This window comes from Klebsiella sp. MISC125, from assembly GCF_051131775.1.
Taxonomy (GTDB): Bacteria; Pseudomonadota; Gammaproteobacteria; order Enterobacterales; family Enterobacteriaceae; genus Klebsiella.
Window position 1 is genome coordinate 2,573,473 of sequence record NZ_CP180448.1, and the last position, 15,087, is coordinate 2,588,559.

A 15,087-nucleotide genomic window follows, 5' to 3' on the forward strand; every position below is an offset into this window, starting at 1 on the left:
ATGACTGTGATTTATAAGGATGCTCATCGCCCTATCGCGGAACGCGTTGCGGATTTATTGTCGCGAATGACGACCGAAGAAAAATTTGCCCAGATGCACGCGTACTGGCTGGTGTTGGCGGAAAATGGCGATCACCGTGAGCGCAGCGATATGAGCGATGAATTCGCTGGCGTCAGTGAGCAGACTTCATTGGCGGAAAGGCTGAAACTTGGCGTCGGGCAAATCACTCGTCCCTTGGGGACACATATTGTGGATGCGCAGAGCGGCGTGCGGGCGGCGAATCGCCTGCAAAAAATGCTGATTGAAGAGACCCGGCTGGGTATTCCGGCGCTGTTTCATGAAGAGTGTCTGGTTGGGCTGCTGTGCAAAGATGCGACGCTGTTCCCCTCATCGTTAAACTACGGTTCAACCTGGGACCCTGAGTTAGTCGAGCGCGCGGCGCGGGAAATTGGCGCTGAAGCCCGTTCGACCGGCTGTAAACAGGGGCTGGCTCCGGTGCTGGACGTCTCTCGCGATGTGCGCTGGGGACGGACCGAAGAGACCTTTGGCGAAGATCCGTGGCTGGTTGGGGTCATGGCCTGCGCCTACGTCAATGGCTTACAAAGTGAAAAACGCGATCTGCTGGCGACGCTCAAGCATTACGTCGGGCACTCGTTTAGCGAGGGCGCACGCAACCATGCTCCGGTACACCTTGGTTTTTGCGAACTTAACGATACCTTCCTGCTGCCGTTCGAGATGGCGGTGAAGCTGGCCAATGCCGGTTCGGTGATGCCAGCCTATCATGATATCGATAACCAGCCGGGCCACAGCGATAGCTTCCTGCTGACCACCGTTCTGCGCGAGCAGTGGGGCTTTGACGGCATTATCGTTGCCGACTACGGCGGCGTCAGTCTGCTGCATCAGCATCACGGTATCTCACACGATGCAGCGGAATCCGCAGCGCTGGCATTCAATGCCGGTCTTGATGTGGAATTGCCGAAAGATGATTGCGCACGTCACCTGCGCGAGGCGCTGGAGCGCGGGTTAATGACTATGGCGAAAATTGATGAGATTGTCGCCCGCACTCTGACCGAGAAATTCCGCCTTGGGTTATTTGAACACCCCTATACCGACGTGATGGGTATTGTGCTGCAATCGGCAAGCGCCCGTCAGGCGGCGCGCGATGTTGCGACACGCTCGCTGACGCTACTGGAAAACCGGGGCGCGATACCATTGTCGGGTAAGCCGAAGGTGGCGGTGGTAGGTCCCACCGCCGACGATCCTCTGGCGCTACTGAGCGGTTACAGCTTCCCGGTGCACTTGATTATCAGCGATATGGTGGATGAGGTCTCGCAGGTGACTACGCCGCTAGCTGCTTTGCGGCAGTATCTTGGCGAGGAGCAGGTCAGCTACGCTAAGGGCTGCCATATTATTGAACAGCGGATGGCCGGTGCGCCGGTATTCCCTGGCGATAGCGGCGGCAAACCGATGCAGCAATCACCGGTCTCGCTGGACGTCAGCCTGATCCCAGATGCGGTAAGCGCCGCCCGGGAAAGTGATGTCGTCGTGGCCTGCGTGGGTGACCTGGCGGGTCTGTTCCAGAGCGGCACAGTGGGTGAAGGTTCCGATACCGACAGCCTGAATCTGCCGGGCGTTCAGCAGCAACTCCTTGAAGCGCTGGTCGGCACCGGTAAACCCGTTATTGTGGTGATGACCGGCGGGCGACCTTATAACCTACAGGGGCTGGAGGACAGCATCGCTGGTTTGCTTATGGCATGGGCACCGGGTCAGGAAGGTGGCTGGGCGATTGCCGATGTGTTAACTGGTCGCGCCGAACCGCAGGGACGCCTGGTGGTCAGCGTACCGAAAAGCGCCGGTGCGATGCCCTATTACTACAACCATAAGCTGAAAAGCGGCGGTACGCCGTTTGCGTTTCACTTTGGCTCACGTTACCCGTTCGGCTACGGGCAAAGCTGGACGACGTTCGATTACGCCGAACCACATTTGCTGGCGCAGGAGGTTAACGTGGAGGGGGAAATCGCCGTGCAGGTTGCCGTGCGCAACAGCGGAGAACGCCGCGGTAGCGAGGTGGTTCAGCTCTACGTTCGCGATAATGTCGCCTCGATGGTGCGCCCGCTCCAGGAGCTAAAAGCCTTCCAGCGTGTGACGCTCGATCCTGGCGAAACGGCAACGCTGAGCTTCTATTTGCCGGTAGATATGCTCAACTTCACCCGTCGTGACGGTCAGCGAATTGTCGAGCCGGGAGAGTTTGAACTGCAGATTGGCGCATCCTCCGCAGACATTCGCGGGACGGCAACCGTAACGGTGAATGGTGAGGTTCGCGAGCTACCACGGGACTGGCGCATGATGAGCCGTTGCGAAGTGAGCTGACAAAAAAATGCCCATCGTGGGAGATGGGCAAAGACTACACACAGCAATTCGTTGTTTCACTCAGGGGATTTCCATGCTTATAAATCAATGTGTTGATTCATAACCGTGAGCTAATAGTAGGCACAGAGATTTTTTGCGTCGATCAGATTCCTCTCAATAGTTAAATTGAGGTAAAGAATCTGCGAAGTAAATGTGTCAAATGGCTTGAGGGAAGGGGATTGCTGTGTGCGATGTATCAGTTTTATTTAAGTTTAAGCGGCATTGCCCGGTGACGGCTAGCGCCTTACCGGGCCTGTGAAAAATGCGTAATTTTGTTGATATTATGGGTTTTGTAGGCCGGACAAGGCGTCAGCCGCCGTCCGGCAAGAATACGAGCACAATATCTAAACCAGGTTTGTCATCAGTCTTAAAGGCGAGTTTCCCCGCCTTTTCGCTCTATTTATCCAGAGGGGCTCGCGTATTCAGCTCGCTGAGTTCTTCCAGCACCAGGTCAGGATCTTTCGGCGGCGGTGGCGCTTCGTTGACCCATGCATCGTACAGACGCCAGGAGACGGCCAGCAGCACCGGGCCAATAAACAGGCCAATCATACCAAACGCCACCAGACCACCGATAACGCCGGACAGGATGAGAATCATCGGCAGGTCTGCGCCCATCCGAATCAGCATTGGGCGGATAAAGTTATCCATCGTGCCCACCACGCAGCTCCATACCAGCAGTACGGTGCCCCAGGTGGTATCCCCGGTCCAGTACAGCCAGATAATTGACGGCACAAGAACCAGTAACGGCCCCAGTTGTACCAGACAAGTAAAAATCATCACCACGGTGAGCAGCGCGGCGTAGGGCACGCCGCTGATGGCAAGACCAATACCGCCCAGTACCGCCTGAACCAGCGCGGTCACCACTACTCCCAGCGCCACGGCGCGAATCGCCTGACCTGCGAGTATCACTGCCGCATCGCCGCGTTTTGCCGCCAGACGAGTAGCAAAGTGGCGGAATCCATAGGCTACCTGTTCGCCGCGCCAGTACAACAGGGCGCTAAACAGCAGCATCAGGCCGCAATAAACCAACAGCTTGCCGATATGTGCCGCCTGGCCGACAAACCAGGTGGTAGTGGTGCCAAGGTAGGGGCGAATTTTGGTCATAATTGCCGTTCCCCCCATCTCCAGCAAATTATGCCAGCCGGTATACAGCTTATCGCCAATCAGAGGAATACTGTTCAGCCACGCCAGATCGGGCGGGGTAAAGTTGCCGCTGGTGACCACTTTAATAAGCGGCGCGCTGTTATCTACCAGGCTGTTGACCAGCAGCGCGATAGGGATAACGAACAGTAAAAAGAGCAGCAGCGTCATGACCAGCACGGCCAGAGAGCGTTTGCCAAAAAGCAGGCGCTGCAGGCGCAAAAGTACTGGCCAGGTGGCGATAACCACAGTGCCGGCCCAGGCAAATGACAGGATAAATGGCTGCACAACCCACAGGCAGGAAATAATAATCAGGGACAAAAACAGCACCGACAGCAGAACTTGCGGTATGTCCCGGGGCTGATTGGGGTTAATCATAGTGAAATTTTACCTTTGCAGTCGCGTCAAAAGGCTGACGCAGCGTAATTCCATATACTGATAATAATATCAATAAGTTCGCGCGCCTGATTTTGCGCTTAATTCTGGCGGGCGCATATGAAAAAAATGTGATAAAAAGTTGAGTGCACAACGCAAACGTTTAATCACTTACAACACAACATAGTCAGGCAGGGTCGAGCGTCATGATCCCACAAATTTCTCAAGCGCCAGGTGTCGTTCAACTGGTGCTGAATTTTTTGCAGGTACTGGAGCAACAAGGTTTTACCGGTGATACCGCCACAAGTTATGCCGACAGGCTAACCATGGCGACTGATAACAGTGTATATCAACTGTTGCCGGATGCGATTTTATTCCCCCGTTCCACGGCAGACGTTGCGCTGCTGGCAAGAGTGGCGGCGGAAGAGCGTTTTAAAACGCTGATCTTTACGCCACGCGGCGGCGGCACCGGCACTAACGGTCAGGCGCTAAACGCGGGCATCATCGTCGATATGTCCCGCTACATGAACCGCATTATTGAAATCAATCCTGAAGAGGGTTGGGTGCGAGTGGAAGCCGGGGTTATTAAAGACCAACTTAATCAATATCTTAAACCCTACGGCTACTTTTTTGCGCCGGAGCTGTCGACCAGCAACCGCGCCACGCTTGGCGGGATGATCAATACCGATGCCTCCGGGCAGGGCTCGCTGGTCTATGGCAAAACCTCCGATCACGTTCTCGGCGTGCGTTCGGTGCTGATCGGCGGTGATATTCTTGATACCCAGCAGATTCCCGTGGCGCTGGCGGAAACCCTGAGCGCTGAACAGTCGGCAATCGGGCGTATTTACCGTACGGTTTATCAGCGCTGTAAAGCGCAGCGGCAGCTGGTTATCGATAAATTCCCCAAACTTAACCGATTCCTGACGGGCTACGATTTGCGCCACGTCTTTAATGACGAGATGAGCGAATTCGATCTAACCCGCATTCTGACGGGTTCAGAAGGGACGCTGGCGTTTATCACAGAGGCGCGGCTGGATATCACCCGTCTGCCGAAAGTGCGCCGTCTGGTTAATATTAAATACGATTCGTTTAACTCAGCGCTGCGCAACGCGCCGTTTATGGTTGAGGCGAAGGCGCTATCGGTGGAAACCGTCGACTCGAAAGTGCTCAATCTGGCGCGGGAAGATATTGTCTGGCACTCGGTCAGCGAACTGATCACCGATGTCCCGGATAAAGAGATGCTGGGATTGAATATCGTCGAATTTGCCGGTGATGACGCCGAGATGATTGACCGCCAGGTGACGACGTTGTGTCAGCGTCTGGATAAGCTGATTTCGCGCAACGAAGCGGGCGTCATTGGCTGGCAGGTTTGTAATGAACTCGACGGCGTGGAGCGCATCTATGCGATGCGTAAAAAAGCGGTCGGGCTGCTGGGGAACGCCAAAGGGGCGGCTAAACCGATACCTTTCGCTGAAGATACCTGCGTGCCGCCGGAACATCTGGCGGACTATATTGTTGAATTCCGCGCGCTGCTTGACGGTCATGGCCTGAGCTACGGCATGTTTGGCCATGTCGATGCTGGCGTGCTGCACGTGCGCCCGGCGCTGGATATGTGCGACCCGCAGCAAGAGATGCTGATGAAGCGCATCTCTGACGAGGTGGTGGCGTTAACCGCCAGGTACGGCGGCCTGCTGTGGGGGGAACACGGCAAGGGGTTCCGCGCCGAGTACAGTCCGGCATTCTTTGGTGAAGAGCTGTTTAGCGAATTGCGCAAGATTAAAGCCGCGTTTGACCCGGACAACCGCCTTAATCCCGGGAAAATCTGCCCACCGGAGGGCGTTGATGCGCCGATGATGAAAGTGGATGCGGTTAAGCGCGGTACTTTCGACAGGCAGATCCCTGTCGCGGTGCGCAGCTCGTGGCGCAGTGCGATGGAGTGCAACGGCAACGGCCTGTGCTTCAACTTCGATGCCAAAAGCCCGATGTGTCCTTCGATGAAGGTCAGCAACCACCGTATCCATTCGCCGAAAGGTCGGGCGACGCTGGTGCGCGAGTGGCTACGTCTGCTGGCGGATCGCGGTATCGATCCTAACCAACTGGAAAACGATCTGCCGGAAAAACGTGCCAGCCTGCGAACCCTGGTCGAACGCACCCGCAACAGCTGGCATGCGCGCAAAGGAGAGTACGATTTCTCGCATGAGGTTAAAGAGGCAATGTCCGGCTGTCTGGCCTGTAAAGCCTGCTCGACCCAGTGCCCGATAAAAATCGACGTCCCGGAGTTCCGTTCACGCTTCCTGCAGCTCTATCACAGCCGTTACCTGCGCCCGGTTCGCGATCATCTGGTGGCAACCGTTGAATCCTATGCGCCGCTGATGGCGCATGCGCCGAAGACCTTCAACTTCTTTATTAACCAGCCGTGGATACGCAAGCTGTCGGAAAAGCATATCGGCATGGTGGATTTACCGCTGCTCTCGACGCCCTCGCTGAAACAGCAGATGGTTGGCCATCGCTCGGTAAATACGACGCTGGAACAGTTGGAAAGACTGAGCGCCGAGCAGAAAGCGAAGATGGTGCTGGTGGTCCAGGATCCGTTTACCAGTTATTACGATGCGCAGGTGGTGGCCGATTTTGTCCGTCTGGTCGAAAAGGTCGGTTATCAGCCGGTACTGTTGCCGTTCTCGCCAAACGGCAAGGCGCAGCATATTAAAGGTTTCCTGACGCGCTTTGCGCGCACCGCGCAGAAAACTGCTGATTTCCTCAACCGCGTGGCTCAGCTAGGCATGCCAATGGTCGGTGTCGATCCGGCGCTGGTGCTCTGCTATCGCGATGAATACAACCAGGTGCTGGGCGATAAACGCGGTGATTTTCGCGTGATGCTGGTGCATGAGTGGCTGCCGCAGGCGCTGTCGGCGACTGCCGTGCAGGATCAGGGCGGCGAGTCGTGGTATCTGTTTGGCCACTGTACCGAGGTGACGGCGCTTCCTGCGTCGACCAAACAGTGGGCAGATATTTTTGCGCGCTTCGGTGCGAAGCTGGAAAACGTTAATGTCGGCTGCTGCGGCATGGCCGGGACTTACGGTCATGAAGTGAAGAATCACGCCAACTCGCTGGCTATCTACGCGCTTTCCTGGCAGCAGGCAATGCAGCGTCTACCGCGTAACCGCTGTCTGGTTACCGGCTATTCGTGCCGTAGCCAGGTGAAGCGTATTGAAGGTAGCGGTGTCCGTCACCCGCTGCAGGCGTTACTGGAGATTATTGGATGATTTGGAAACGTCAAAGCACGCTGGAACAGCTGAACGCGATGGGTGACGGCAATATGGTCGGCCTGCTGGATATTCAGTTTGAAGCAATTACCGATGACTCGCTCGAGGCGACGATGCCGGTAGACGGTCGCACCCATCAGCCATTTGGGCTACTGCACGGCGGCGCGTCGGTGGTATTAGCCGAAACGTTAGGCTCGGTGGCCGGCTATTTGTGTAGCGAAGGAGAGCAGAAAGTGGTGGGGCTGGAGGTCAATGCCAACCATATTCGTTCGGTGCGCAGCGGCAGAGTTCGCGGCGTGTGCCGGGCACTGCACGTTGGCTCTCGCCATCAGGTCTGGCAAATCGAAATCTCTGATGAGCAGGGGCGTCTTTGCTGCTCTTCGCGGCTCACCACGGCAGTGATATAAGGTAATCAGGGGGGAGCATTTCCCCCCTGAACTTTACTGCGTCTCGTCTTTAATGATTTCACTTGCGCCATTCTTCTGCACTGAAGCAATCCCCTTTTTCGCAGCCTCCTTAGATGAGTACATTTCACTGGAGGCGATCGTTTCGTGATTGTCCGCCTTTAGCACAAAATACCAGGGTTGAGAGACGTTCTTTTCCGATTTTTTAATGACGTAATAGCCCATTCTTCACTCCTTATATGAGTTACCCACGCCATAATCTGTAGACCATCATCTCTCATATGACAAGCATTCACATGATAAATATAAAATCATAAAAACTTCGTAATATATATGCTAATATTTTAGATACCAAAGATTTGCAAGGTAACAAAGAGGACGGAGTTAGCTATGGGTATCATTTCCTGGATTATTTTTGGGCTTATTGCCGGTATTTTAGCCAAGTGGATTATGCCGGGGAAAGACGGCGGCGGTTTTATCGTTACCGTAATTCTCGGTGTCATCGGTGCTGTAGTCGGTGGCTGGATCAGCACCTTCTTCGGTTTTGGCAAGGTGGACGGGTTTAATTTTGGTAGCTTTATCGTGGCGGTAATCGGTGCGCTGGTTGTACTGTTTATCTACAGGAAGATTAAGAGCTAATTATTCCGCCGCACGAACTGAGTCATAAAATGAAGAGGCTGCCGCCATTGTCGGCAGCCTTTTTTAATCGTTTTAAATCACCTGACTGGCTGATAAATCCATGGCGGAGCTATGGGCTTACAGGCCCGGAATATCAGGTACAGGCACGACTTCCACGCGAACTTCATAATGTTTAGCTTTGCTGGCAGGAATAAGCGGTGTGAGTTTATTAATGGTTTCAACCGGGTTATCGGTTGCTACTGTTGCGGAGAATAATACCGGCTTTTGCGGCGGTAAAGGGGGAAACGGCATCGGACCGTGGCCCTGAGTGAGTTCAAACGGCGGATGGCCTGCATTATTGGCTGTCGGTACGGGAGCCTCTGCTTTATCTGCTGCAAAAGCGCTGGCGGCTGTAATCGAAACAATTGCGAAAAGTGCAATGATTGCTTTTTTCATTTTTATCACCTCGTGAGTTTGTGGATAAAAGCATAGAGGCTACGCTTTTGGCAAACAATCCCACGGCGGGCGAATCCTATGAATCTCCTTATTTCTTAACGAATGTGAAGGCCTTGCCGATGACGGCGAGGCTCACGGATTTATAGGGGGGAAGAGGTTAATCGAGCAAAACGCTTATAATTAACAATACGACCATACACATCGACATTACATCTGTTTCTATATCCATAATTCAGTACTACATACGTTCCTGATAAGTCAGCATTGTGACATTGCGTTTAAAGATGAAGAAAATTTAGCAGCTCATTTTACACGAGCTAGCTTTTGGCAAATAAATCTTTATTTCTGTGAAACAGGAGTACTTATAATGAAAATGAATAGAATCTATTGCATGAATGTATTTGCTTTGAACTAGTATGAGAATTGTTCGTTTTTCGCTCACTCACTGCGAGTCGAGAACTGGGGGCTAAGCAGCTGATTTGACTCATCGGGGTAATCAGCAGAACGACTCTTTTTCTATTTCAAAAATCGGTATTTTCGATACATCTTTTCCATTGCGCCTCAGCACTCCGCCTGTTAATAAATAACTTATTATTTTTCAATCTATTAAAACAAAAAATGATGGGCTGAAAACGCGGGGAACAGGGTCTATGCTTATAAAAAGTACAAAAAAAGAGCCTGATGAAGGAATACCCCTTCTCCAGATGGGTTGAAGTGATAATCATTATCACTAACATAGCGATATGCCCTGATGGCGTCAACCTATGAGGTAGAGCGATGGAATCACATGCAGGAACATTTAATCCCGACGATTTTAGCTGGCGCGGGCTGGTGATGACCCCAGCTGCCGCTGCTCATATTCGCGATCTGGTCCGTAAGCAGCCCGAAATGCAGGGGCTGCGTTTAGGCGTAAAAACCAGCGGTTGCGCTGGTTTTGGTTACGTTCTCGAACTTATCGCCGAACCGGCGAAAGACGACCTGCTGTTTGAGCTTGACGGTGCAAAGCTGTGGGCGCCGCTGCAGGCCATGCCGTTTATCGATGGTACCGAGCTCGATTACGTTCGCGAAGGCTTAAATCAGATCTTTAAATTTCATAATCCAAAAGCCCAGCACGAATGTGGCTGTGGTGAAAGTTTTGGCGTTCAGGCGGAGTAACTATGTCTCGTAATACTGAAGCAACTGACGATGTCAAAACCTGGAGCGGCGGGCCACTCAACTATAAAGAAGGCTTTTTCACCCAGCTACAAACTGATGAGCTGGCAAAAGGCATAAATGAAGAGGTGGTTCGGGCGATTTCTGCACGCCGCAATGAGCCAGAATGGATGCTGGAGTTTCGTCTTAATGCGTTTAAAGCCTGGCAGGAGATGGAAGAACCGCATTGGCTGAAAGCGCACTACGACAAGCTGAACTATCAGGATTACAGCTATTACTCAGCGCCCTCCTGCGGCAACTGCGATGATACCTGCGCCTCCGAGCCTGGAGCCACACAGCAAACAGGCTCCAGCGCGTTTCTGACCAGTGAAGTGGAAGAGGCGTTTAACCTGCTCGGCGTACCGGTACGCGAAGGGCGAGAAGTGGCCGTCGATGCCATTTTTGACTCAGTCTCGGTGGCGACCACCTACCGCGAAAAGCTGGCGGAGCAGGGGATTATTTTCTGTTCCTTCGGCGAGGCTATCCACGATCACCCGGAGCTGGTGAAAAAATATCTCGGTACCGTGGTGCCCGGCAATGACAACTTCTTTGCCGCCCTTAACGCGGCGGTCGCATCCGATGGCACCTTTATCTACGTGCCGAAAGGCGTGCGCTGCCCGATGGAGCTCTCGACCTACTTCCGCATTAACGCCGAGAAAACCGGCCAGTTCGAACGCACGATTCTGGTGGCCGATGAAGGTAGCTACGTCAGCTATATTGAAGGCTGCTCGGCGCCGGTACGCGATAGCTACCAACTGCACGCGGCGGTGGTCGAAGTCATCATTCATAAAGACGCCGAGGTGAAGTACTCCACGGTGCAAAACTGGTTCCCCGGCGACAACAACACTGGCGGGATCCTTAACTTCGTCACCAAGCGTGCCCTGTGCGAAGGCGAAAACAGCAAAATGTCCTGGACCCAGTCGGAAACCGGCTCGGCGATCACCTGGAAGTACCCAAGCTGCATTCTGCGCGGTGACAACTCCATCGGTGAATTCTTCTCGGTGGCGCTGACCAGCGGTCACCAGCAAGCGGATACCGGCACCAAAATGATCCATATCGGCAAAAACACGCGTTCGACGATTATCTCGAAGGGGATTTCCGCCGGTCATAGTCAGAATAGTTATCGCGGCCTGGTGAAAATCATGCCGACGGCGACCAACGCGCGCAACTTTACCCAATGCGACTCCATGCTGATTGGCCCGGATAGCGGGGCGCATACCTTCCCGTATGTGGAGTGTCGCAACAACAGCGCTCAGTTAGAGCATGAAGCCACCACGTCGCGTATTGGTGAAGACCAGCTGTTCTACTGTCTACAGCGCGGGATCAGCGAAGACGATGCGATTTCAATGATCGTCAATGGTTTCTGTAAGGACGTCTTCTCAGAGCTACCGCTGGAATTTGCCGTTGAAGCGCAGAAATTGCTGGCGATTAGTCTTGAACACAGCGTCGGCTGATAACAAAGGAAATAAGATGTTAAGTATTAAAAATTTGCAGGTCGCCGTTGAAGATAAAGAGATCCTGCGCGGACTGAATCTGGACGTTCGCCCTGGCGAAGTGCATGCGATTATGGGGCCAAATGGTTCCGGCAAAAGTACGCTCTCGGCAACGCTCGCCGGGCGTGAAGACTATGAAGTCACCGGCGGCAGCGTGGAGTTTAAAGGCAAAGATCTGCTGGAACTAGCCCCTGAAGATCGCGCGGGTGAAGGCATCTTTATGGCCTTCCAGTACCCGGTAGAGATCCCTGGCGTCAGCAATCAGTTTTTCCTGCAAACCGCGCTTAACGCTGTGCGCAGCTACCGCGGCCAGGAGCAGCTCGACCGTTTTGACTTCCAGGATCTGATGGAAGAGAAAATTAAGCTGCTGAAGATGCCGGAAGATCTGCTGACCCGCTCGGTCAACGTCGGCTTCTCCGGCGGCGAGAAAAAGCGCAACGATATCCTGCAGATGGCGGTGCTGGAACCTGAACTGTGCATTCTGGATGAGTCGGATTCCGGGTTGGACATCGACGCCCTGAAGATAGTCTCTGACGGCGTCAACTCTCTGCGCGACGGCAAACGTTCATTTATTATCGTCACCCACTATCAGCGTATTCTCGACTACATCAAGCCTGATTACGTCCACGTGCTGTACCAGGGACGGATTGTGAAATCCGGCGATTTTACTCTGGTCAAACAACTGGAGGAGCAGGGCTATGGCTGGCTTACCGAACAGCAGTAACGCGCTGCAACAGTGGCATCATCTGTTTGAAGCGCAGAGCGAGCAGCGCAGCCCGCAGGCGCACCAGCACCTGCAGCAACTGCTGCGTCTGGGCTTGCCGTCGCGTACGCATGAAAACTGGAAATATACGCCGCTGGACGCATTGCTCAACCAGACCTTTGTGACGGCTCAGCCGGAGGCGCTGACTCCTGCGCAACGGGATACTCTGGCACTGCCCATCGATGTCTGGCGTCTGGTGTTTGTCGACGGCCAGTTTAGCGCAAGCTTAAGCGATGATCTGGCCGCCAGTGGCTACGATGTCAGCGTGGATAACCAGCGCCAGGCGCTACCCGATGCCGTGCAGCCAGAGGTGTTTCTGCACCTCACCGAAAGCCTGGCGTCAACCGTCACTCACATCCGCGTCAAGCGTAACCAGCGCCCGCAAAAGCCGCTGGTAATCATGCATCTGACTCACGGACTGGCGAACGATGAGATGAACACCGCTCACTATCGGCATCATCTGGAGCTGGAGAGCGGCGCGCAAGCGACGATCATCGAACACTACCTGAGCCTGAACGACGAACGCCACTTTACCGGCGCGAGGATGACTATGTCGGTGGCAGATAACGCTCATCTCCAGCACATCAAGCTGGCCTTTGAGAACGCACAGAGCTACCACTTTGCGCATAACGACCTGGCGCTCGGGCGCGATGCCTCGGCTTTCAGCAGCAGCTTTCTGCTAGGCGCTTCGGTGCTGCGACACCACACCAGCACGCAGCTGAACGGTGAAAACAGCAACCTGCGCATTAACTCACTGGTGATGCCGGTCAACAACGAAGTGTGTGACAGCCGCACCTGGCTTGACCACAAGGTGGGATATTGCAACAGCCGCCAGTTGCATAAAACCATCGTCAACGACAAAGGTCGCGCGGTGTTTAATGGCCTGATCAACGTGGCACAGCATGCCATTAAAACCGATGGCCAAATGACCAACAACAACCTGCTACTGGGGCGTTTGTCCGAAGTGGACACCAAACCGCAGCTGGAGATTTACGCCGATGACGTTAAATGTAGCCACGGCGCGACCATCGGCCGCATAGACGATGAGCAGCTGTTTTACCTGCGCTCGCGCGGTATCACCCAGCAGGCGGCGCAGCAGATGATTCTTTACGCCTTTGCCGCAGAGCTAACGGAAGCTATCGGCGATGAGGCGCTCAGGCAACAGATCCTGGCGCGTATTGGCCAGCGTTTGCCGGGAGGTATGGCATGACATTTTCAGTGGAACGGGTGCGTGCGGATTTCCCGCTGCTCAATCGTGAGGTTAACGGCCAACCGCTGGCCTATCTCGATAGCGCCGCCAGCGCGCAGAAGCCGGAAGCGGTGATTAATGCTGAAGCAGAGTTTTACCGCCACGGCTATGCGGCGGTGCATCGCGGTATTCATACGCTCAGCGCGGAAGCGACGGCGCGAATGGAACAGGTTCGCCAGCAAGCGGCAACTTTCCTGAACGCCCGCTCAGCGGAAGAGCTGGTGTTTGTTCGCGGTACCACCGAGGCGATTAATCTGGTGGCGAACAGCTGGGGGAGTGCCAACGTCGGCGCTGGCGACAATATTATCGTCAGCGCAATGGAGCATCACGCCAACATTGTGCCGTGGCAGATGCTGTGCGCCAGAGTCGGGGCGCAGCTGCGGGTGATCCCGCTCAATCAGGACGGTACTCTGCAACTGGACGCGATCCCAGGTCTGTTTGACGAACGGACCCGCCTGCTGGCTATCACCCAGGTTTCGAATGTGCTGGGCACCGAAAACCCCATTTCGGCTCTGATTGCTTTGGCTCATCAGCATGGGGCTAAAGTGCTGGTCGATGGCGCACAGGCGGTGATGCATCATCCGGTAGATATGCAGGCCTTGGATTGTGATTTTTACGCCTTTTCCGCGCACAAGCTGTACGGTCCAACCGGAACAGGCGTGCTCTATGTTAAGCAGGAAATATTGCAGGAGATGCCGCCGTGGGAAGGCGGCGGGTCGATGATTGCCACCGTGAGCCTGACGGAAGGCACCACCTGGGCAAAAGCGCCATGGCGCTTCGAGGCGGGAACGCCGAATACCGGCGGTATTATCGGCCTTGGCGCGGCGCTGGATTATGTTAGCGCGCTCGGGTTGGAGCATATCGCTGAATATGAACAAACCTTGATGCGCTATGCGCTACAGGCGCTGAAGAGCGTGCCGGATTTAACCCTTTACGGCCCGGAAAACCGTCTGGGGGTGATTGCCTTTAATCTCGGTAAGCATCACGCCTACGACGTCGGCAGTTTCCTCGATAACTATGGGATTGCGGTGCGGACCGGTCATCACTGCGCGATGCCGTTAATGGCGTTCTACGGTGTTCCGGCCATGTGTCGTGCGTCGCTGGCGATGTACAATACTACGGAAGAAGTGGACAGGCTGGTGGCTGGGCTGCAGCGAGTCCACAAATTATTGAGCTAAAGGAAGCAACCATGGCGGCTTTACCGGACAAAGACAAACTGCTGCGCAACTTTAACCGTTGCGCAAACTGGGAAGAGAAGTATCTCTACATTATTGAACTGGGCCAGCGCCTGGCACCAATGAGCCCGGAAGAGCACATCGCGCAGAACATCATTCAGGGCTGTCAAAGCCAGGTGTGGATCGTGATGGCGCAGGATGAGACCGGCGCGATTACCCTGCGTGGCGACAGCGACGCGGCGATCGTGAAAGGGCTTATCGCAGTGGTGTTTATTCTTTATGATCAGATGACCGCCAAAGATATCACCGCTTTTGACGTGCGTCCGTGGTTCGAAAAAATGGCCCTGACGCAGCACCTCACTCCATCCCGGTCGCAAGGACTGGAAGCCATGATCCGCGCAATTAGCGCGAAAGCGGCAATTCTTAGCAAATGTCCCGTAAACCCTCGTCCAATGCGGGCGGGGATATAAGGGGCGCTAACGTTGTTTTACATCAAAATTCACCCACAAAAATACTGTATAAATAACCACTAATTTTCTGACGGTATTGAG

The 15,087-nt window shown here is 54.3% G+C and carries 13 protein-coding genes and 1 other RNA gene; 10 read left to right on the plus strand and 4 right to left on the minus strand.

Annotated elements, in window-relative coordinates; genetic code table 11:
- Positions 1-2,370: a glycoside hydrolase family 3 N-terminal domain-containing protein gene (locus ACMYSL_RS12125; protein WP_434663053.1), complete on the plus strand. Its 2,370-nt coding sequence runs from the start codon at positions 1-3 to the stop codon at positions 2,368-2,370.
- On the opposite strand, the gene rprA is transcribed toward ACMYSL_RS12125, so the two are convergent.
- Together rprA and ydiK are read right to left on the minus strand one after the other, a co-directional pair.
- An RNA gene (gene rprA / locus ACMYSL_RS12130) (antisense sRNA RprA) lies at positions 2,370-2,477 on the minus strand. The genes ACMYSL_RS12125 and rprA overlap by 1 nt on opposite strands.
- A gap of 328 nt (positions 2,478-2,805) precedes the next feature.
- Positions 2,806-3,927 (minus strand): AI-2E family transporter YdiK, encoded by a 1,122-nt coding sequence (gene ydiK, locus ACMYSL_RS12135; protein WP_434663054.1) that lies wholly within the window; start codon positions 3,925-3,927, stop codon positions 2,806-2,808.
- A gap of 203 nt (positions 3,928-4,130) precedes the next feature.
- On the opposite strand from ydiK, the gene ydiJ reads away from it, so the two are divergent.
- Positions 4,131-7,187, plus strand: a complete 3,057-nt coding sequence (gene ydiJ / locus ACMYSL_RS12140; protein WP_434663056.1) for a D-2-hydroxyglutarate dehydrogenase YdiJ — start codon at positions 4,131-4,133, stop codon at positions 7,185-7,187.
- The gene (gene menI / locus ACMYSL_RS12145; RefSeq protein ID WP_112213422.1) at positions 7,184-7,594 is read left to right on the plus strand and encodes a 1,4-dihydroxy-2-naphthoyl-CoA hydrolase; all 411 of its coding nucleotides are present in this window, start codon (positions 7,184-7,186) and stop codon (positions 7,592-7,594) included. Before ydiJ ends, menI begins: the two co-directional genes overlap by 4 nt.
- 33 nt (positions 7,595-7,627) lie before the next feature.
- On the opposite strand, the gene ACMYSL_RS12150 is transcribed toward menI, so the two are convergent.
- Positions 7,628-7,816 (minus strand): YegP family protein, encoded by a 189-nt coding sequence (locus ACMYSL_RS12150; protein WP_181485907.1) that lies wholly within the window; start codon positions 7,814-7,816, stop codon positions 7,628-7,630.
- A gap of 165 nt (positions 7,817-7,981) precedes the next feature.
- On the opposite strand from ACMYSL_RS12150, the gene ACMYSL_RS12155 reads away from it, so the two are divergent.
- On the plus strand, positions 7,982-8,230 hold the full coding sequence (locus ACMYSL_RS12155; protein WP_110275741.1) for a GlsB/YeaQ/YmgE family stress response membrane protein: 249 nt from the start codon (positions 7,982-7,984) through the stop codon (positions 8,228-8,230).
- Between the two features lie 117 nt (positions 8,231-8,347).
- Here the strand turns inward: ACMYSL_RS12155 and ACMYSL_RS12160 are convergent, their stop codons facing one another.
- Entirely contained in the window at positions 8,348-8,665 is a 318-nt protein-coding gene (locus ACMYSL_RS12160) for a hypothetical protein (protein WP_434663060.1), read from the minus strand.
- Positions 8,666-9,442: 777 nt separating this feature from the next.
- Here ACMYSL_RS12160 and sufA point away from each other — a divergent pair.
- Genes sufA through sufE form a run of 6 tightly spaced genes read left to right on the plus strand, consistent with a single transcriptional unit; the run spans position 9,443 to position 15,006 of the window.
- A complete protein-coding gene (gene sufA / locus ACMYSL_RS12165) occupies positions 9,443-9,820 on the plus strand; it encodes a Fe-S cluster assembly scaffold SufA (RefSeq protein WP_181485908.1) in 378 nt (125 codons plus the stop codon).
- A gap of 2 nt (positions 9,821-9,822) precedes the next feature.
- The gene (sufB, locus tag ACMYSL_RS12170) at positions 9,823-11,310 is read left to right on the plus strand and encodes a Fe-S cluster assembly protein SufB (protein ID WP_304259737.1); all 1,488 of its coding nucleotides are present in this window, start codon (positions 9,823-9,825) and stop codon (positions 11,308-11,310) included.
- 16 nt (positions 11,311-11,326) lie between these two features.
- The gene (sufC, locus tag ACMYSL_RS12175; protein ID WP_142514038.1) at positions 11,327-12,073 is read left to right on the plus strand and encodes a Fe-S cluster assembly ATPase SufC; all 747 of its coding nucleotides are present in this window, start codon (positions 11,327-11,329) and stop codon (positions 12,071-12,073) included.
- Complete coding sequence (sufD, locus tag ACMYSL_RS12180) at positions 12,048-13,322, plus strand: Fe-S cluster assembly protein SufD (protein WP_434663064.1); 1,275 nt, start codon at positions 12,048-12,050, stop codon at positions 13,320-13,322. The genes sufC and sufD overlap by 26 nt, the downstream gene beginning before the upstream one ends.
- Positions 13,319-14,539 (plus strand): cysteine desulfurase SufS, encoded by a 1,221-nt coding sequence (gene sufS, locus ACMYSL_RS12185; protein WP_434663067.1) that lies wholly within the window; start codon positions 13,319-13,321, stop codon positions 14,537-14,539. Before sufD ends, sufS begins: the two co-directional genes overlap by 4 nt.
- Positions 14,540-14,550: 11 nt before the next feature.
- Positions 14,551-15,006, plus strand: coding sequence for a cysteine desulfuration protein SufE (sufE, locus tag ACMYSL_RS12190; RefSeq protein WP_434663069.1), 456 nt, complete (start codon positions 14,551-14,553; stop codon positions 15,004-15,006).
- Positions 15,007-15,087: the final 81 nt, after the last annotated feature.